At 38.9% G+C, this 18106-nt stretch carries 20 protein-coding genes; 3 read left to right on the top strand and 17 right to left on the bottom strand.

Features of this window, described 5'->3' with window-relative positions; all coding sequences use genetic code 11:
* Positions 1 to 202 precede the first annotated feature (202 nt).
* Positions 203 to 787 (bottom strand): DNA-directed RNA polymerase subunit delta, encoded by a 585-nt coding sequence (rpoE, locus tag ACVRZH_RS05235; protein ID WP_447454272.1) that lies wholly within the window; start codon positions 785 to 787, stop codon positions 203 to 205.
* A 249-nt stretch (positions 788 to 1036) separates the two neighbouring features.
* Between rpoE and ACVRZH_RS05230 the strand changes: the two genes are divergently transcribed.
* Positions 1037 to 2203: an IS30 family transposase gene (locus ACVRZH_RS05230; protein WP_447454271.1), complete on the top strand. Its 1167-nt coding sequence runs from the start codon at positions 1037 to 1039 to the stop codon at positions 2201 to 2203.
* Between the two features lie 316 nt (positions 2204 to 2519).
* Here the strand turns inward: ACVRZH_RS05230 and tig are convergent, their stop codons facing one another.
* Positions 2520 to 3803: a trigger factor gene (gene tig / locus ACVRZH_RS05225; protein WP_447454270.1), complete on the bottom strand. Its 1284-nt coding sequence runs from the start codon at positions 3801 to 3803 to the stop codon at positions 2520 to 2522.
* Between the two features lie 203 nt (positions 3804 to 4006).
* On the opposite strand from tig, the gene ACVRZH_RS05220 reads away from it, so the two are divergent.
* On the top strand, positions 4007 to 4840 hold the full coding sequence (locus tag ACVRZH_RS05220) for a mechanosensitive ion channel family protein (RefSeq protein ID WP_447454269.1): 834 nt from the start codon (positions 4007 to 4009) through the stop codon (positions 4838 to 4840).
* 132 nt (positions 4841 to 4972) lie between these two features.
* On the opposite strand, the gene ACVRZH_RS05215 is transcribed toward ACVRZH_RS05220, so the two are convergent.
* From ACVRZH_RS05215 to truA, 9 genes are all read right to left on the bottom strand, one after another.
* Complete coding sequence (locus ACVRZH_RS05215; RefSeq protein ID WP_447454268.1) at positions 4973 to 6268, bottom strand: sensor histidine kinase; 1296 nt, start codon at positions 6266 to 6268, stop codon at positions 4973 to 4975.
* Positions 6269 to 6287: 19 nt separating this feature from the next.
* The gene (locus ACVRZH_RS05210; RefSeq protein ID WP_447454267.1) at positions 6288 to 6968 is read right to left on the bottom strand and encodes a response regulator transcription factor; all 681 of its coding nucleotides are present in this window, start codon (positions 6966 to 6968) and stop codon (positions 6288 to 6290) included.
* Between the two features lie 83 nt (positions 6969 to 7051).
* Positions 7052 to 7432 carry a PepSY domain-containing protein gene (locus ACVRZH_RS05205; RefSeq protein WP_447454266.1) on the bottom strand — a complete coding sequence of 127 codons (381 nt, stop codon included), beginning with the start codon at positions 7430 to 7432 and terminating at the stop codon, positions 7052 to 7054.
* An 11-nt stretch (positions 7433 to 7443) separates the two neighbouring features.
* A complete protein-coding gene (locus ACVRZH_RS05200; RefSeq protein ID WP_447454265.1) occupies positions 7444 to 8010 on the bottom strand; it encodes a PepSY domain-containing protein in 567 nt (188 codons plus the stop codon).
* 225 nt (positions 8011 to 8235) lie between these two features.
* Positions 8236 to 9051, bottom strand: a complete 816-nt coding sequence (locus tag ACVRZH_RS05195) for a Cof-type HAD-IIB family hydrolase (RefSeq protein ID WP_447454264.1) — start codon at positions 9049 to 9051, stop codon at positions 8236 to 8238.
* 9 nt (positions 9052 to 9060) lie between these two features.
* A complete protein-coding gene (locus ACVRZH_RS05190; RefSeq protein ID WP_447454263.1) occupies positions 9061 to 9624 on the bottom strand; it encodes a TIGR01440 family protein in 564 nt (187 codons plus the stop codon).
* Between the two features lie 120 nt (positions 9625 to 9744).
* On the bottom strand, positions 9745 to 10197 hold the full coding sequence (locus ACVRZH_RS05185; protein WP_447454262.1) for an ECF transporter S component: 453 nt from the start codon (positions 10195 to 10197) through the stop codon (positions 9745 to 9747).
* 16 nt (positions 10198 to 10213) lie between these two features.
* The gene (locus tag ACVRZH_RS05180) at positions 10214 to 10978 is read right to left on the bottom strand and encodes a bifunctional hydroxymethylpyrimidine kinase/phosphomethylpyrimidine kinase (protein ID WP_447454261.1); all 765 of its coding nucleotides are present in this window, start codon (positions 10976 to 10978) and stop codon (positions 10214 to 10216) included.
* A complete protein-coding gene (truA, locus tag ACVRZH_RS05175; RefSeq protein WP_447454260.1) occupies positions 10968 to 11717 on the bottom strand; it encodes a tRNA pseudouridine(38-40) synthase TruA in 750 nt (249 codons plus the stop codon). Before truA ends, ACVRZH_RS05180 begins: the two co-directional genes overlap by 11 nt.
* A gap of 95 nt (positions 11718 to 11812) precedes the next feature.
* Between truA and ACVRZH_RS05170 the strand changes: the two genes are divergently transcribed.
* On the top strand, positions 11813 to 11953 hold the full coding sequence (locus ACVRZH_RS05170; protein ID WP_447454259.1) for a hypothetical protein: 141 nt from the start codon (positions 11813 to 11815) through the stop codon (positions 11951 to 11953).
* A 167-nt stretch (positions 11954 to 12120) separates the two neighbouring features.
* Here the strand turns inward: ACVRZH_RS05170 and dnaJ are convergent, their stop codons facing one another.
* The 6 genes from dnaJ to hrcA form a co-directional block, all read right to left on the bottom strand.
* Complete coding sequence (gene dnaJ / locus ACVRZH_RS05165; RefSeq protein WP_447454258.1) at positions 12121 to 13248, bottom strand: molecular chaperone DnaJ; 1128 nt, start codon at positions 13246 to 13248, stop codon at positions 12121 to 12123.
* 241 nt (positions 13249 to 13489) lie between these two features.
* A complete protein-coding gene (locus ACVRZH_RS05160) occupies positions 13490 to 13978 on the bottom strand; it encodes a GNAT family N-acetyltransferase (protein WP_447454257.1) in 489 nt (162 codons plus the stop codon).
* Between the two features lie 93 nt (positions 13979 to 14071).
* The gene (dnaK, locus tag ACVRZH_RS05155) at positions 14072 to 15892 is read right to left on the bottom strand and encodes a molecular chaperone DnaK (protein ID WP_447454256.1); all 1821 of its coding nucleotides are present in this window, start codon (positions 15890 to 15892) and stop codon (positions 14072 to 14074) included.
* A gap of 197 nt (positions 15893 to 16089) precedes the next feature.
* Positions 16090 to 16344 carry a hypothetical protein gene (locus tag ACVRZH_RS05150; RefSeq protein ID WP_447454255.1) on the bottom strand — a complete coding sequence of 85 codons (255 nt, stop codon included), beginning with the start codon at positions 16342 to 16344 and terminating at the stop codon, positions 16090 to 16092.
* Between the two features lie 9 nt (positions 16345 to 16353).
* Positions 16354 to 16935, bottom strand: coding sequence for a nucleotide exchange factor GrpE (gene grpE / locus ACVRZH_RS05145; protein WP_447454254.1), 582 nt, complete (start codon positions 16933 to 16935; stop codon positions 16354 to 16356).
* A gap of 4 nt (positions 16936 to 16939) precedes the next feature.
* Positions 16940 to 17974 carry a heat-inducible transcriptional repressor HrcA gene (gene hrcA, locus ACVRZH_RS05140; protein ID WP_447454253.1) on the bottom strand — a complete coding sequence of 345 codons (1035 nt, stop codon included), beginning with the start codon at positions 17972 to 17974 and terminating at the stop codon, positions 16940 to 16942.
* Between the last annotated feature and the right edge of the window lie 132 nt (positions 17975 to 18106).

Raw genomic sequence — 18106 nt, 5'->3', positions numbered from 1 at the left:
GGATTCCGAAACTTTGACAACTTTAAAAGAAGGATTTTGATTGCCTTGAACATCAAAAAGGAGAGAACCAATCTGATTCTCTCCAGATGTTAGCTTTTCATCTACCCACTACAGTTGACAAAGAGCCAAAAAAGAGACTAGAACAGACTGCCGTTTGCATTTGCTCTAATCCCTCCTATCTTATTTAAGGCACTGATTGGTGTTACTCCACTTCTTCCTCGACCTCATCATCAGAGTAGTCATCATCTTCTTCATTTAGCTCGACATCTTCTTCCAAGTCATCATCTGTAATGATTTCATTTAATTCTGAATCATACGAATCAACCTCTGATTTCTCGTCATCTGGATTATCATCTCCATAATCCAAATCTGATGCCAATGAACGATAGTCCTCATCTTCTGGATCATCATCGTTGTAGTCAATCGCATCATCATCACCATCCATAAAGGCGTTAACACGTTTTCTCTTACGTTTTGGAGCTCCTTCTTCTTCATCTTCCAAGGTGATGATTTCTTCATCAATTTCATCAATACCGTACCATGAACGAAGGCCCCACTTATTCTCACCTAAAGGAATAAAACTACCATCCGTATTCAAATCTGAATAGAAATAAGGAAGAGCTTCACGAATCTCCTCATCTGACTTTTCCAAATAAACTTGAATGTCATTAACCAAGTCACTAAAGTACATTTCATTATCACGACCACGAACCTCTAAAATCGCTCGCGCTACTTCAATCAATGATAATTCACTTTTTTCTTGTCCAGCAAATACTTCTAATTCCAAGACAGTTCTCCTCTTTTCTTTTTCTCATAGCTGACTGATCATTAGAATAATCAGACGATAAGGTCTCCACACTATTTTACGCTAATTTCATCAATTAGTCAAAGAAAATCAACATTTACCTTGTATATAAAGTGGTGGTAATTTCCCAACGTAAGTTCCACTTTATCTTTCGAAGTGGAAGTTAGTCTAAAACGGATTTTTATGGTGGAATTAAGTCTGAGACGTTTGTGTTAGAAATGAGTTCTTACTATGACAAAATATAAACACCTTACCCTCTCAGACCGCAATGACATCCAACTTGGCTTAGAACGTGGAGAATCCTTCAAAGCCATTGGAAAAACTATCCTAAAAGATCCTACTACCGTTTCCAAAAAGGTCAAACGTAAAAGACAGGTCAGAACCTCTACCAGTGATGGGCTTCCTTGCCCTCTCCTTGATAAAGCTCCATTTGTCTGTAACGGATGTCCTAAGAGAAGACAAAATTGTGGCTACAAGAAAATCTTCTACCTCGCTAAACAGGCTCAAAAACAATACGAACAAACCCTCGTTGAGGCTCGAGAAGGAACTCCTCTCAACTCTCAAACCTTCTGGGATATGGATAAAGTCATTTCTGATGGTGTGAAAAAGGGACAACACATCTATCACATCCTTAAAACGCATAACCTTGATGTCAGTTCCTCAACCGTCTATCGACACATCCGTAAAGGATACCTTTCTATCGCTCCTATTGATCTGGCTAGAGCTGTAAAATTCAAAGAAAGGCGCAAATCTAACCTGCCTTCTATCCCTAAAGAAGCTAAAAAAGGGCGTTCTTACGAGGACTTCCAAAACTACCTGACACATAGACAGCTGACCTCTTGGCTTGAAATGGACACTGTTATTGGACGGGTTGGCGGAAAAGTATTACTCACCTTCAATTTGTCTTTCTGTAACTTTATCTTCGCTAGACTTCTGGACAATAAAACCGCTCTTGAGGTCGCTAAACACTTCTATGTCATCAAGAACACACTTTATGAGGCTGATAGAAATTTCTTCGACGTTTTCCCTATCATTCTTACAGATAATGGCGGAGAATTTGCCAGAGTTGATGACATCGAGATGGATATCAGAGGTGAGATTAAACTATTCTTTTGTGACCCTAATCGCTCTGACCAGAAAGGAAGAATTGAGAAAAATCACTCCCTTATTCGCGATATTCTACCAAAGGGAACTTCTTTTGATAACTTAACTCAGGACGATATCAACCTAGTCTGTTCTCATGTCAATAGCGTGAAACGCGCTGCTTTGAATGGGAAATCAGCTTATGAGCTCTTTACCTTTACCTATGACGAAGAACTGGCTAAACTTCTTGGCATTTCCTTAATTCCCGCTGAAGACGTCTGTCAGTCCCCAAAATTACTCCAACATAAATTCTAAAAACTAACCTAATATAAGCCACGCAAACGTCTCACACTAACTTCCACCATAACGGAACTTAATCTGAAACGCTTTCAGATGAGGGGATTTTGTGTACCCTTTTTTTAACCTAAATTCGCCTAAAAATGCAATAAAATCAACCATTATAAAAACCAGTGGAACTTACCCTGACACGGATTTCCACTGGTTGTTAGAGGTTTTATCAGATTAACTTACACTTTAACAGACGGTGGAAGTTAGTTTGGGAATTTAGCTATATAAAGTGGTGACAAAACGAGAAAGAAGACCAGAACTAACCAGTCTTCTTATGATTTACTTATTTTACTTTTGCTGAACTAGTAATGACATCAACAGCTTTTTTCATTGTGATATCGTGTTTCAACATTTCTGGTGACAACAGGCTACGTACTTGTTCTGGATCCATACCATATTCAGTAGCTAAACCTGTGATTTCAGCTTCAATTTCATCATCAGACGCTTCAAAACCTTCTGCTTTAGCAATCGCTTCGATTACAAGATTTGTCTTAGTGCGTGTTTCTGCATCACTTTCAAATTGATGATGAAGATCTTCGCGAGTTGTTCCTGTCAATTGGAAGTACATTTCTGGCGAGATCCCTTGACGTTGCATATTACCAAGGTATTCGTTTAAAGCACGATCTGCTTCTGCATGAACCATTTCATGTGGTAAATCAACGATTTCTGCATTTGCAACAGCCAATTCAATAGCCGCACCTTCTACTGCATCATCGTAAGATGCTGCTTTAGACTCTTCAAGTTCCTTGCGGTATTTTGCTTTCAACTCATCAAGTGTCTCAACTTCTTCGTCGATATCTTTAGCAAGCTCGTCATCAAGCGCTGGTACTTCTTTAGCCTTAACTTCATGAACAGTTACTGCAAACACAGCAGCTTTACCAGCTAAATCTTCTGCTTGATAGTTTTCTGGGAATGTTACATTGACATCTACTTTATCACCAGCTTTGCTACCAACTAATTGCTCTTCAAAACCTGGAATAAATTGACCTGAACCAAGTCCAAGTGAGAAGTTATCACCTTTACCACCATCAAACTCAACACCATCAACTGAACCAACAAAGTCGATAACAACTGTATCACCTTCTACAGCTTCACCTTCTTTAACAACAAGTTCAGCTAAATTGTTGCGCTCACGTTCAATCTTAGCATCAACATCTTCATCTGTAACCTCTTTAGTCAATTCAACTGACACTTCAAGGTCTTTATAAGCACCAAGTTTCACTTCAGGTTTTGTCACCACTTCAGCAGTAATTGTCCAGTCTTGACCTTTTTCCATTGATACGATATCAATTTTTGGTTGTGCCACAACATCGAGACCCAATTCAGCTACTGCAGCTTCATAAGCCGCTGGCAATAGAGTATTTAAAGCATCTTCGTAAAGAGCTTCTTCACCAAAACGTTGGTTAAAGATTGGGCGTGGAACTTGTCCTTTGCGGAATCCTGGTACATTAAGATTTTTACGTACACGGTTAAAAACCGTATCAAGAGCTGGTTTAATTTGATCTTGACCAATCGTAAATGTAATTACCCCACGATTAGTCTCTTTGTTTTCGAATGATACTGACATGTCGTCATCTCTCCTTAAAATTTATGATACAGTTTAGTTTAACATATTATAAAGGTTTTTTCAAAATATTTCTTTACTTTCTAGTCAAATGAAAACCTTCCCAAAGCGCTATAGATTTTTCAGTAATGCCACAACAACAATCGTCAATTTTTACTTTTTTTGATACACTATATATACCTATTTTATAACAGGAAAGGTTTTCCATGAAACTCATCAATACTTATTTTAAAACGATAAACATCGAAGAACTCGGACTAGAACTTTTATCAAAGATAGCTTCCTTGTTACTGTTAATCCTTAGCTTTATTATCTTTAAAAAAACACTGAAGTTTATCTTCAAAAGGAAAATATTCAAATCGAAGGCATTTACCCTACAAGATCAAAGCAGACAAAACACCATTGTTAAGCTCTTGCAAAACAGTCTTAATTATAGCCTCTACTTTATTTTAGTCTACTCTATTTTAGCCATTATCGGTGTTCCCATCTCCAGTCTGCTTGCCGGTGCAGGTATAGCTGGTCTTGCGATAGGTCTTGGGGCACAAGGGTTTCTAACAGATCTTGTTAATGGCGTATTTATCCTCATTGAGAGACAGTATGACGTTGGTGATACAGTTATCATACAGAACATCACTGGGGTTGTTACCAATCTTGGCATTAGAACCACACAACTTCTACAATTAGACGGCACCTACAACTATATCCCTAACCGTAACATTACCGTTGTGAGCAATCTATCTCGTGGCAAAATGCGGGCACAAATTGATTTGCCAATTCCATTCGCCATTGATATGACTAAGCTACAACAACTTATAGAAGACGTCAACCACGAACACGTCAGCAAACACCCTGAAATCATTGGCCACCCTATCATTCAGGGACCACGGACACTGGTTAATGGCCAGGTGATTTACCGTATCGATATTACAACGACTAACGGACAACAATTCAACATTTATAGTCAATTTTACAAGCTTTATCAAGAAGCTTTACGCCAATCAGGATTACTTGATGAGACTCGTGCATCAAAAAACTCTTAGACAACTTTTATGAGTCTAAGAGTTTTTTTCTTACCAAATCTAGCCTAACAAGAATAATTAGCTTTGGCAAAACAAACTATACCGGCTATTTACAACGTATCATGTCATCATCAAAAGCACTATTTCACTAGGTTAATCTTTAACTTCAGGAAAAATGATTTCAATTGTCGTTCCTTCACCCAAATTACTAATCAGATTATAAGATGCGCGATGTCGCTTAGCTATTGTTGCAACAAGCGATAAACCCAAACCAATCCCACTGTTTTCAGAGTTTGTTCTCGCAACGTCAACCTGATAAAATTTTTCCCAAACTCTAGTTTTATCTTCTTCAGCTAAACCATAACCATTATCTGCAACCGATAGTACTATTTTATGGTTATCATTAGTTAAAGAGACAGAAATTCGGTCGCTTGTAAATTTGACTGCATTACTAAATAGATTGTCAAACAACCTTCTCAAAAGAAGTTCATCTCCAAAAATAACAATATCCGGAGTAATCTTTATATCTAAAATGATTTGCTTATCGTCAAGTAAACGCTGATTATCCTTTAAAAATTGGGTAACCAAATCAGACAAGGAAAGACGTGTAAAAATAGCTGCATTTGCTTGCTCAGTTCTCGTTAACTCTAACATCTGCTCAACCATCGCTTTCATCTGACCTGCCTGACGATGGATAATATCATGAGATTCTTGAGACTCTGCTAAATCAGATGAATAGCGTCGACCAAATTCACTCTCCGCCATGATTACAGCAATAGGAGTCCGTAATTCGTGTGATACATTATCTGTAAATTGTTTTTCTCGCCAAAAAGAAGATTCAATAGACGATAACATCTGATTTAGAGTCCGTGCCAGCTGACTAATCTCATCATCTACTTTAGGAACCTCCAACCTGCGAGAATAATCATGGTGCTCTGTAATATCAGAAGCTAATTGTGTCATTAGCGAAACAGGACCAATAGACCTTTTTAAAATGTTATAGCCACCAAAGGTCATAACCCCTAAAAAAAGTGGAGAAATCAATATCAGACTCCACAAAAATAATTGTAATTCACGACTAATGGCTTCTTTTTGTCTAACAGCCCTTAGCCACATCCCATCCATTGACAAATGTTTGTCAAGATACTGAAAACTTTTTTCGCCATCTAAAACATCTGATATGTAACCATCTCTGAACATGAGGGAAGCATTAAGGTTATGAAAACCAGTAGGAACCTCTCCTTGTATCATTTGCCCCTCATTATTATAAAGACTGTAGTAAACCCCATCTTCAAAGGATTCAAATTCTTCTAAATCGCTGGCTATTTCATTGACATCCGCTCGTAACTCTAACTGTGCTTGGACATCCGACCAAGTCCCCGATAACCAAAAAGCTCCAACAATAACAAGACTTATTAACAAGAAAACAAGAAATGTGTACCACAGCATAACTCTTGTAATGATACTTTTATGTTGAGGTAATTTTTTCACTTTTGACAAGATAGCCTACCCCCCTCCTTGTTTCAATAAGAGTGGAATCTCCTATCTTTTTCCTGAGATTCTTAACCAACACATCGATAATGTTAGATTCACCAAGGTAATCAAACCCCCAAACATGCTCTCTAATTTGTTCTCTAGATAAAACTCTGTCAGAATTCCTAACCAAGTATTCAAAAATTTGATACTCTTTAGCCGTTAAATCAAGCATCACACCCTGTTTGAATAATTGTTTATTGTTCAAATCAACAACAAGTTCGCCAAGCTTTATAGTACTTGTTAAATGTTGTCTGTTATCCCGCCTCAGAAGCGCTCTTATCCGCGCAAGGAGTTCATCAAATTCGAACGGTTTTACGACATAATCATCTGCTCCTAAATCCAAGCCCTGAATTTTATCTTCCAAGCTATCACGTGCCGTCAACAGCAAAACAGGGGTTTTCACCCCTCTTTGACGAAGCTCTTTCACCAAATCAAAGCCATTCATTTTGGGCATCATGACATCTATCAACAAAACATCATACTGAGCCATCATGATGTAATCCAATGCTTCTTCACCATCAAAAGCCATATCAACACTATACTGCTGTGTTTTCAAGAGTTTGACAATACTCTTGTTAAGCACTCTATCATCTTCAACGACTAATATTTTCACACTTTACCTACCATGTATGTTTTATGTCTATTGTAAGTAATTTTTCGAAATCTCGCAATCATTCTAGCCCATCTGACCTGATTTTAGAAATCAAACATGCCCTCAGAGATGTCTCCCGTCATAGCATCTACTTTGAATTCTTTTTCTACACCATTCACAAATGCTGTCACTTCATAAACCAAATGATCTTTTTCACGGTCTAATTCCAATTCAGTAATCGTAGCATCAGCCATTTTTTCAGAAATTAACTGACGAACTTCGTTTTCATCATATCTCATTTGAGTCATATCTAACGGTTGATGCTCTTGATAATCACCGTAAAAGTCATAAGCCAAGCCCATAATAGTTCCTAAAACAAGCAGTGCAATAATTCCCACTATCCCCTTACGGTATTTTCTAGCAAAAAAGTAAAGGCCTTTGTCATCACTTTTTTGAATAACTGATTTCAATTCATGTTTGTTCATTTTCACTCTCCTTAATCCTCGTCCATTTCTCTTACTTCTGATAATACCTGTCCTGTTTTGGCATCTATCATTAACTGGATTTCTTCAAAGCCTTCATATACCGTCACCTCATATAAGACTTTGCCCATTTCGGACTCCAAACTAATCTCTTTCAATAAACCTTTAGGGTAACGCTTGAAAACAATTTTTTCGATTTCATCAACAGTGACTTTATAGCCCGCTTTAGCTAGCAATTGATATTTCTTAGATGTCGAAACATCTTTTACTTTAGATTTAACAATCTTACCCGAAAAAGCATCAATATCAATTTCCTTTTTCTGTGTACCATCAACAACCGTCAATTCATACATAGGAGAAAAATCATCCCCATCCAGATACATCTCAATAACCTTACCTCCCTTAGTTCCTTGCAAGGCAAGCTTTTTAGCCTCTTCTAAACTCATTTCCTTTTTTGAGACTTGAACTTGAGCAGAAGGCTTTTGATTTGCCGAAACAGTTGCTACTGGTGAAAATACTGCAACCGACAGTGTTACTAATACAAGTGAATGTGTTAATTTTTTGGATACTATTTGTTTCATCATCATTTCCTTTTTTCTACATATTACAGGTTTTCGCTTCACCTGATAAATTTAGTTTACAGAAAAACGATGAATCTAAAATGAATTTGAACAATAATTTTAAAAAAAGACCGGAAAATTTCCAAGTCCTTTAAATTAGTTGGTGTTATCTAGATCACTGCAACCATTTCTAACAATGGCTTTTTGATTAAAAATGTTCATATGAAATTTTTAGGCAAGGCATTTTCATGTCAGCAAATACTCATCAATAGCTTGCGCACATCCTCCGCTATCATTATCAGCTAAAACATGATCTGCTAATTGCTTAATAGTGGCATTGGCGTTCCCCATCGCTAGACCTAGCCCTGCCATACGAATCATACTGATGTCGTTATCAGCATCTCCAACAGCAATAACCGAAGACATCGATATGCCTAAAACATCACAAAGATGAGATAAACTTTGTCCTTTATCGGCACCCTGTGCTGCTATTTCAAGACCCGTGACTTCTGTCTCCACAAGAGCAACTGCATAAGGTTGTAACATTTCTAAAGAAGTTCGTCTGTCCTCTTGGGTTAAATGATATAGATTAATCTTTTCAAATGATGTCTGATGCTCCAATAAGAAACTAGCTATATCATCTACAAAAAGCGCCGTTTCTTGATAAAGGTCCTTGAATTTCTCCAAATGATAATCCGAGATACGCTCAAACTGATCTTTCTGAAGATAACCCTGACCATCAAGCATAATCACTAACATCATATCTTGCCTAGCCATTAAATTGACGACTTCTTGTACAACTTCTGCCTTCAATACCTTTTTATCTAAAATCTGTTTATCCGTAAAATCATATACAAAAGCGCCACTGGTCAAAACACCATAACGAACATCTGTTAAAAGTGGCAAATAAGCTGCTAATTCTGACAGGGGACGACCCGTTGATAAGACAATTTCCTTACCCTTTTGATTAGCACGGCTAATGGCTTCTAAGGTTGACTGAGCAATAGAATGGTCACTTTGCAACAACGTACCATCCATATCAAAAGCAATCATTTGATACATGACAATCTCCTAATCCTTTCTAATGTTATCAGCTTGATACATAGCCCTTGCTCCACCAATCAATTTAGGGCGGCTTGCTAGAGCTGTAACATGAGCTTGCCCAAGTTCTCGTTGTAGCGGTACCAAAGGAACCTGAACACGTTTGACGTGCATACCAATGGCAGTATCCCCAATATCAATTCCGGCGTGTGCTGTAATCTCCTCAACCATGACTGGTTGGGACATGTATTTAAAAGCAGCTAATTGACCGCTACCTCCTGCATGTAAAGTTGGCAATACATTGACAATCTCATAATCTTTTTGTTCTGCGACAGACTCTTCAACGACTAGAGCACGATTGACATGCTCACATCCTTGAACAGCAAGAGCAATTCCCTTTGGCACTAAAACATCAAGCACCGCCTTGACGACCACTTCTCCAACTTCTTGACTAGAAGCCTTACCAATCTGCCCACCAAGCACTTCTGAGCTGGATAAACCAAGAACAAATAATTGTCCCGATTTTAGCGCACTACGGTCAACAATGTCAGCTACTAGGGCTTTCACTTCTGACCCTAATCTATCCATTTCCATCGTTTCTTCTCCATTAACTATTCACTTTACCTCTCATTATACCATACCTCAAAAAAAGAAATTGGATTTTAAACCGTCCACTGTCCTATGTCCGATTTTAACCCAATTTCTGTCATCTGTTTAATATTTTTTTAGTAAACGGTATATCAGGTAACCAACGACGATACCCACTGTATTTTGCAGTATGTTACCATAGAGACCCAGCATAGCCTCACCTAGATTATAGAAAAGCACAGAGGCCACAAAATAACTACCTACCATCACTACTGTGGCTAGCATCAACCCCAAAAATCTCTTATTGCCATGCCACCCCGCAAAATAGCCTTGCAAACCATGCGCTACTAGACTGACCAACATCCACTGCGGGTAACCTAGTAAATAATCAATCAAAAAACCTGACAACGCTCCCACTAAAAAACCTTCTTTTTTACCAAAATAAAAGGCCGCAAAGAAAATTCCCGCATCTAAAAGCGTCAAAAAACCTGTAGCTGTCTTAATTTGAACAAATATCCCTAACACAATAGTTAAAGCTATCATCATAGCAAGCCGGCTCATGTTATTCAATTTAAGCATGTCTTTTTCTCCTTTTTCATTCGTGATTACGCCCTTGTACCCCATATTCGTTGGCGTTTTGAATGGCTTCATGAACATCTTGTTTAGCTTGAGCAACAGCTTGAACTGGTGAGATGGCTTTAGCTAAATGACTTGCGATACTAGAAGCAAAGGTACAACCTGCACCATTATTATTCTGGTGTACAATTGGCTGACTAAGAACCGTCACATCCTGACCATCAAAATAGACATCCACAGCTGAATGCTTATCCATACGAACTCCACCTTTTATGACAACAGCTTTAGCACCTAGTTCATGTAAACATCTAGCTGCTGATACCATCTCAGATATATTAGTGATAGTCATTCCTGATAAGATTTCTGCCTCGCGCAGATTGGGGGTAATGAGCGTGACCAAAGGAAACAAGGTCACCATCTGGTCTCGCATGACAGAAATTGTCTGATCGTGATTTTCTTTAAAGACCAAAACAGGATCTAGCACAATCGGTAAATCTTGATGCGAGCCTAAAAAATGCTTAACTTGTTCTATAATTTCAATGTTAGGTAATAACCCTAATTTTATAGCTGTAAACGGAACATCAGCTAAACTATTTAACTGTTTCGCGAATAATTTACTGTCAGTGGGAATAATCTCAAATCCATTAACATCAACACTTGTCATACAGGTTTGTGCTACAAAGCCAAACAAACCATGTCGCGTAAAGGTAGCTAAATCCGCCTGCATACCTCCACCACTCAAGACATCACTTCCAGCAATCGTCAGCATATACTTAGTCTTCATAGCGAATCTCCTTTAAATACAGACCATTTGGACCCGCTGTTGGGCCTGCCAAATCACGATTTTTCGTCTCCAAAATCATCTTCATCTGTTCAACAGGCATACGACCATTACCAATCTTCAACAAGGTGCCTACCATATTACGAACCTGCTTATACAAGAAACCATTACCTGTAAAACGAAAACGGAGCATAGTAGTGTCCTTATCACGCACAACACTTGCCTCACTGATCGTTCTGACCTTATTGTCAACACTAGTTCCAGCAGCTGTGAATCCTGTAAAATCATGAGTTCCAACAACCTCAACAATGGCCTCTTGCATGGCTACTAAATTGACGGTATACGGAAAAGGCGTCGCATAGTGACGCATCATCGGATTTTTCGGACGGCCCGTATCCACTAAAAACTCATAGGTCTTGACATGTTTATTGTATCGAGCATGAAAATCATCAGAGACCACCTCCACTGACACAATATCAATATCATCTGGAGCTTGCGTGTCTAAACCAAAACGTAGCTTTTCCACATCACGCTCCTGTGGTAAGTCAAAGTGGATAACCTGACCATAAGCATGGACACCAGCATCTGTCCGACCTGCGCCATGAACCGTCACTGCTTGACCACTATTCAAACGTTGAAGTGTTTTTTCTATTTCCTCTTGAACCGTCCTAGCATCAGGCTGACGCTGAAAACCAGAAAATAAGGTTCCGTCATAGGAAATGATTGCCTTATATCTAACCATGAAGCTATTTTATCATATTTCCCAAGTTGATAACACGAAAAGATTTGACAAACAATCTTGATAGCGTTATCATTATCTTGCAAGGAGGTATACTCATGACCTTAACGAAACTTTTTATTGTCTTGATGATGAGTGGCATGTACTACTTTTTGATAGCTCTACTAATCTACGGCATATATCATCTTGTCCGTCACTATCGTACCAATACCAAACCGTCAGACAGGAGGGCACTATGATTGGCGTGTCTTTATACTTTTTAATAATAATTGGTTTCATATTTGCTGGCATTATCGGATTAATCATTCTCCTATCTCAACGCAAATAACAAAACATCTATCAAAAAACAGTATCAGTTCTGACTTAAGGTCCACTGATACTGTTTCTTTTTTATCTATTGTTCGAATTACTCCTCAAAGGCATCTTTTATTTTATCAAAGAAACCTTTACGTTTTGGTTGGACATCATCAATACCACTTGCTGCTGCAAAATCTTGCAGGGCTTTTTTCTGGGCATCATTTAGCTTGGTTGGTGTGACAATGTTGACTGTAACGTGTTGGTCACCCTGACCTCCACCACGCAAGCGAGGTGCTCCTTTACCTTTCAAGCGGAAAGTTTTACCTGTTTGCGTACCTGCTGGGATAGCCATTTCGACGGCACCGTGCACAGTCGGCACATCAACAGTATCACCTAAAGCTGCTTGGACGAAGTTAATGTTCAAACTATAATAAATGGTTGACCCATCACGTTTGAACTTATCACTAGTCATCACATTGATCATGACAAAAAGATCTCCATATGGTCCACCATTGAAACCAGCTTCTCCTTGGCCTTGCAAGCGAATCTGTTGACCTGTCTCAACACCAGCTGGGATTTTAACAGAGACAGTATGTGTTTCATTAGTATGCCCTGTACCACGACATGTTTGACAAGGTTCTTTAATTTCTTGACCTCGTCCGTGACAAAGATCACATGTCACCTGACGACGCATCATCCCAAGTGGTGTTTGCATATCTACTGTCATACTACCTGAACCATGACATCGACTACATGTCACAGGACTTGTTCCAGGCTTAGCTCCTGTTCCGGTACACGTCTGACAAGTAGCTTCTCGGTTATAACGAACCTCTTTTTCAGCTCCAAAAATGGCTTCTTCAAAGGTTAAGTTGACACGGTATTGTAAATCATCTCCTTGACGAGGGGCGTTCGGGTTACGTGACGCACCACCACCAAAGAAACTAGAGAAGATATCTTCAAATCCACCGAAACCAGCACCATCAAAACCACCGAAGCCACCGCCACCAAAGCCTCCATTGGCTCCAGCTGCACCAAATTGGTCATAGCTGGCACGTTTTTGCTCATCTCCCAAAGTTTCATAAGCTTCCTGAACATCTTTGTATTTTTGTTCAGCACCAGCTTCTTTATTGATGTCAGGGTGATATTTTTTAGATAATTTGCGATAGGCTTTCTTAATCTCATCTTGCGATGCATTCTTAGAAACACCTAGACGCTCATAAAATTCTGTATTGTTCATATAAGATACCAAGCCCGTAAAAAAGCAAAGTGAAAATAGGAAATCGGCAGAAAATACTGATTTTCTAGACGATTTATCCTTTTCACACAGCTTTTAGGGCGGGTTCAATTCCTTTCGTTAAAAAATAGACGAAACTCAGAAAGTAGGCTGGGTCCAATTCCTTTCTATTCATTAGTACTGTTGGTAAGGCCTCTTTACGAAAAACAGAGGTTAGGTTACAACCTCTGCAATAGGATTTTATCTATCCTTTTAAATCAAGTGTTGCAATCAATTCACCATGAACTAGTTCACCAGTTTCATAAAAACCACAAGAAGAGTACAAAGCTCTTGCTAGTTGATTATCAGTTTCATAAGATAACCAAAAATAGTTTGCATCACCACAAGGGAGTTCTTTTACAAATTGAATCGCTAATTCAACAGCTTGCTTTCCATATCCCATCTGTTGATAATTTTTATCAATCATCAAACGCCAAAGATTATAATTTCCATCAGCTAGATTAGGAGCATTCTTCCAACATTTTCCATAACCTATCATTAAAAAACCAATCAATGTACCTGAGTCATATAAACCAAAAGGGAAAACCTTTGCGTCTATGTATTCCTTGAGAACAATATAAGCTTCAGATAGACTCACAGCATTACTAGCAACAAAATCTTTCTGATCTTCAAAAACATCTAAACTTAAAATGTGATAGATATTTTCTTCATCAACTGCTTCCAATCTTAACACATAAACCTCCTCTGAAGAATAGCCTTACAAAACGGTATACGAGATTATTTTATTGTTTCTAGCTCACAGTCTAAAACATGCTATAGGATTATCTTACTTCTCAGTAAACTCGCCATCAACAACATCGTCTGAACCAGCATCTGTTGCACCTGCTTCAGTACCTTGGGCTGCTTGTGCAGCTGCTGCAGCTTGTTCATACATTTTCACTGCGAGAGCTTGAGCTTTTTCATTCAATGCTTCAAGTTTTGCTTTCATGTCGTCCAAGTTGTTAGCTTCTTGAGCTGCTTTCAACTCATCAAGAGCTGCTTGTGCTGCATCACGTTCAGCATCAAAACCTTTACCTTCTGTTTCTTTGATTGTCTTTTCAGTAGCAAAGATAGTTTGGTCAACATTGTTACGAAGGTCAACTTCTTCTTTACGTTTTGCATCTGCTTCTGCGTTTGCTTCAGCATCTTTCATCATTTTTTCAATCTCTTCATCAGTCAAGCCTGAGTTAGATTGGATAACGATAGTTTGCTCTTTTTGTGTACCTAAATCTTTTGCCTTAACAGATACGATACCGTTTTTGTCAATGTCGAATGTCACTTCGATTTGTGGGATACCACGAGGTGCTGCTGGGATATCAGTCAATTGGAAACGTCCAAGAGTTTTGTTATCAGCTGCCATTGGGCGCTCACCTTGAAGAACATGGATATCTACGGCTGGTTGGTTGTCTGCTGCTGTTGAGAAGACTTGTGATTTAGACGTTGGGATAGTTGTGTTACGGTCAATCAATTTCGTGAAGACTCCACCCATTGTTTCAATACCAAGTGACAACGGAGTAACGTCAAGTAGGACAACGTCTTTGACATCACCAGTGATAACACCACCTTGGATAGCTGCACCCATAGCAACAACTTCGTCAGGGTTAACAGATTTGTTTGGCTCTTTACCAGTTTCCTTACGAACAGCTTCAACAACCGCAGGGATACGCGTTGAACCACCTACAAGGATAACTTCATCAATATCACTTGCTGACAAACCAGCATCTGAAAGAGCTTGACGAACTGGAGTTTTCGTACGTTCCACAAGGTCATAAGTTAATTCATCAAACTTAGCACGTGTCAACGTCATTTCCAAGTGAAGTGGACCTGCAGGACCTGCTGTGATGAACGGCAAGCTGATTTGTGTAGATGTCACACCTGAAAGGTCTTTCTTAGCTTTTTCTGCAGCGTCTTTCAAGCGTTGTAGGGCCATCTTATCTGCTGATAAGTCAATACCATTTTCTTTTTTGAATTCTGCTACCAAGTGGTCGATAATCTTCTGGTCAAAGTCATCACCACCAAGTTTGTTATCACCTGAAGTTGCTAGTACATCAAAGACACCGTCACCAAGTTCAAGGATAGAGACGTCAAACGTTCCTCCACCAAGGTCAAACACCAAGATTTTTTCGTCTTTGTCTGTTTTATCCATACCGTAAGCAAGAGCTGCTGCAGTTGGTTCGTTGACAATACGTTCTACTTCAAGACCAGCAATTTTACCAGCGTCTTTTGTTGCTTGACGTTGTGCGTCATTGAAATAAGCTGGAACAGTGATAACCGCTTTTGTCACTTTTTCACCAAGATAGTCTTCAGCATAACCTTTCAAATATTGAAGAATCATCGCTGAGATTTCTTGTGGTGTGTACTCTTTACCATTTGCTGAAACTTTTTCAGATGTTCCCATCTTAGACTTGATTGAGATAATGGTTTCAGGGTTTGTCACCGCCTGACGCTTAGCCGCGTCACCAACGATGATTTCACCATTTTTGAATGATACCACAGATGGCGTTGTGCGGTTACCTTCTGGGTTAGCAATGATTTTGCTTTCTGTTCCTTCAAGAACAGCTACTGCTGAGTTTGTTGTACCTAAGTCAATACCAATAATTTTAGACATGTTTTTACCTCTTTTTTTACTTTTTATACTTTATTTTTCTAAATACTTTTTTAATAGCACAACTACCAACAACCTACTCGTCATTAGCACATCCACTACGTCTAAAAGTATCTTCATCAGCTCGCTTTCGCTCGCTAGTAACATTCTTTTATAGTTTATTGTCATTTCGGACAAATATTTTTATAAATTAATCTTGTTTATATCGTAAAGTCATATCGTTTGCAACTATAATTAAGTAACTGACCAATCAGAATTGGTCCCATAATTAATTCCAAAATTTTCTGACCTATGTATATAGGCATGGTACCCACTAGAGTCTTATCTCCACCTTGTATTTGAGGATAACAAAAAATAATTCCTACAAACAAAATTAAAAGTACTATGAAAATTGCACAATCCGAAGAGGCTGCTTTTAAAACTCTACTACGTCTACTCATTTTATTTTTACTCATTGTGCCTCCTTAACTATAAACCACCACCATGGCAGGTCTGAGCAGACGCTCATGAAGTTTATAGCCTTTTTGGAAAACTTCTGCAATGCTATCAGCTGGATGGTCATCATCTGCTGGCAAGGTCTGAACCGCCATGTGCAGATTGGGATCAAATGCCTCTGTTTCTACTTCCTCTACACCTTCTTCTTTCAAGGCTTGCAATAAGCTTTCTTGTACCATCTCAAGTCCTTTCTTGACATCATCTGTCAAGCCGTCAACTTGTAAGGCACGCTCTAGGTTATCCAAACTTGGCAAGATTTTCTTTGCCAAATCTTGCGAGCGATAACGTTGTAAAGTTTGGCGTTCTTCATTAGCACGGCGCTGAATATTTTGCATTTCTGCATGGGCACGGAGGTATTTATTCTCAAATTCTTCAGCTTTTTCGAGAGCTAAATCCAACTCACTCGGAGCTTGTTCTTCTACAACCTCCTCCTGATTGTCACCTTCACCATCCACAACTGTTTCTGGTGCTTCATTGAGTTCTTCTTGTTTTACTTCTTCTGTCACTTCTTGCCTCCTTTTAGGCCTTATTTTTTCTAAAATACGTTTCATAAGTTTAGTTCACTTCGTAATGGTTGCTACTCAGGTAACGGTAGTAGTCACTCAACTTCATAAAGAGGACACGACTGACAACATTGACCAGACTAACCAACCTCTGATAATCCATATTTATGGGACCAAGCACTGTCATCAAAGCCATACCTCGATAGGGAATAGGAAATTGATGGAGTAGGATAGCTGTCTCTTGTAAAGCTGGTTCAGAACACTCACCGACCAAAATTTTATTTTGCTCATCTTCTGACATAGCCTGCCTTAGCGTAAGCGCCACTGCTTGAGGATGGTCTAAAAACTGATAGGTATCTAACTGACCGTAGGTCAGAGACGCCACTTTGTTAGCAATAAAAACCGTCTCCTCAAACAATTGGGCAAAGATATAGTCAATTAAATCCAAGACATTGTCTGTGGTTTTAAAATACTTTTGCACCACCTGTGGCACTTCTGTCCTTAATTTATAATGAATATCTAGAACACTCTGATGAATAAACCTATCCTCCACTAACTGCTTCAACCGCTGTAAATCCTTAGCCATCAGGTTTTTAGGAATGGCAAATTGCACCGTAACTGGTTTGGAGTGGTCAAGCGTCAAGATAGCCAAAGCATCATGATTACTGAGACAAACAATATCAAAAGCTGTCAACATTTGACGAGAGGGCTCGACATCTAAAATCAAGGCAGTGTATCCTGTCAAATCTGCCAAAATCTGGCTAGCTTTCTCCAAGATATCTTCTAACTTAAAGGCTTCAAAATCGAACGCCTTAACCACCTGATAAATATCATCTTGATTGATATGCCCCAAGTCTAATGAGTGGGTAACAAAATACTGAAAACCAGCTCGACTAGGTAATCTACCACTAGAAGTATGAGCCTTTTCAAGTAGACCGAGTCGCTCCAGTTTAGCCATATCATTACGAATGGTTGCCGAACTAGACGAAATCGCTTCTTGGAGGGCTTTTGAGCCGACTGGCTCATGTGTCTGGGTAAATAAAGCTACAATCAAATTCAAAATATCTGTTTGACGTTGCGTAATCACCCTTTCACCCCCTTTTAATTAGCACTCTATACCTTCGACTGCTAAACTTTATAAATCCATTATACTCCTTTTAAAACGATTGTCAAGAAAAAACGACCATTTTTTAGCACTCTTTTTATGTGAGTGCTAAAT

The organism is Streptococcus fryi, assembly GCF_053206505.1.
This window is presented reverse-complemented; position numbering and strand designations above follow the sequence as displayed.

Bases quoted from the DNA above. Each gene is read 5' to 3' on its own strand.
- ACVRZH_RS05230 (WP_447454271.1), top strand. From the start codon at position 1,037: ATGACAAAATATAAACACCTTACCCTCTCAGACCGCAATGACATCCAA.
- tig (WP_447454270.1), bottom strand. From the start codon at position 3,803: ATGTCAGTATCATTCGAAAACAAAGAGACTAATCGTGGGGTAATTACA.
- ACVRZH_RS05220 (WP_447454269.1), top strand. From the start codon at position 4,007: ATGAAACTCATCAATACTTATTTTAAAACGATAAACATCGAAGAACTC.
- ACVRZH_RS05215 (WP_447454268.1), bottom strand. From the start codon at position 6,268: ATGCTGTGGTACACATTTCTTGTTTTCTTGTTAATAAGTCTTGTTATT.
- ACVRZH_RS05205 (WP_447454266.1), bottom strand. From the start codon at position 7,432: ATGAACAAACATGAATTGAAATCAGTTATTCAAAAAAGTGATGACAAA.
- ACVRZH_RS05200 (WP_447454265.1), bottom strand. From the start codon at position 8,010: ATGAAACAAATAGTATCCAAAAAATTAACACATTCACTTGTATTAGTA.
- ACVRZH_RS05195 (WP_447454264.1), bottom strand. From the start codon at position 9,051: ATGTATCAAATGATTGCTTTTGATATGGATGGTACGTTGTTGCAAAGT.
- ACVRZH_RS05190 (WP_447454263.1), bottom strand. From the start codon at position 9,624: ATGGAAATGGATAGATTAGGGTCAGAAGTGAAAGCCCTAGTAGCTGAC.
- ACVRZH_RS05185 (WP_447454262.1), bottom strand. From the start codon at position 10,197: ATGCTTAAATTGAATAACATGAGCCGGCTTGCTATGATGATAGCTTTA.
- ACVRZH_RS05180 (WP_447454261.1), bottom strand. From the start codon at position 10,978: ATGAAGACTAAGTATATGCTGACGATTGCTGGAAGTGATGTCTTGAGT.
- truA (WP_447454260.1), bottom strand. From the start codon at position 11,717: ATGGTTAGATATAAGGCAATCATTTCCTATGACGGAACCTTATTTTCT.
- ACVRZH_RS05170 (WP_447454259.1), top strand. From the start codon at position 11,813: ATGACCTTAACGAAACTTTTTATTGTCTTGATGATGAGTGGCATGTAC.
- dnaJ (WP_447454258.1), bottom strand. From the start codon at position 13,248: ATGAACAATACAGAATTTTATGAGCGTCTAGGTGTTTCTAAGAATGCA.
- dnaK (WP_447454256.1), bottom strand. From the start codon at position 15,892: ATGTCTAAAATTATTGGTATTGACTTAGGTACAACAAACTCAGCAGTA.
- ACVRZH_RS05150 (WP_447454255.1), bottom strand. From the start codon at position 16,344: ATGAGTAAAAATAAAATGAGTAGACGTAGTAGAGTTTTAAAAGCAGCC.
- grpE (WP_447454254.1), bottom strand. From the start codon at position 16,935: ATGAAACGTATTTTAGAAAAAATAAGGCCTAAAAGGAGGCAAGAAGTG.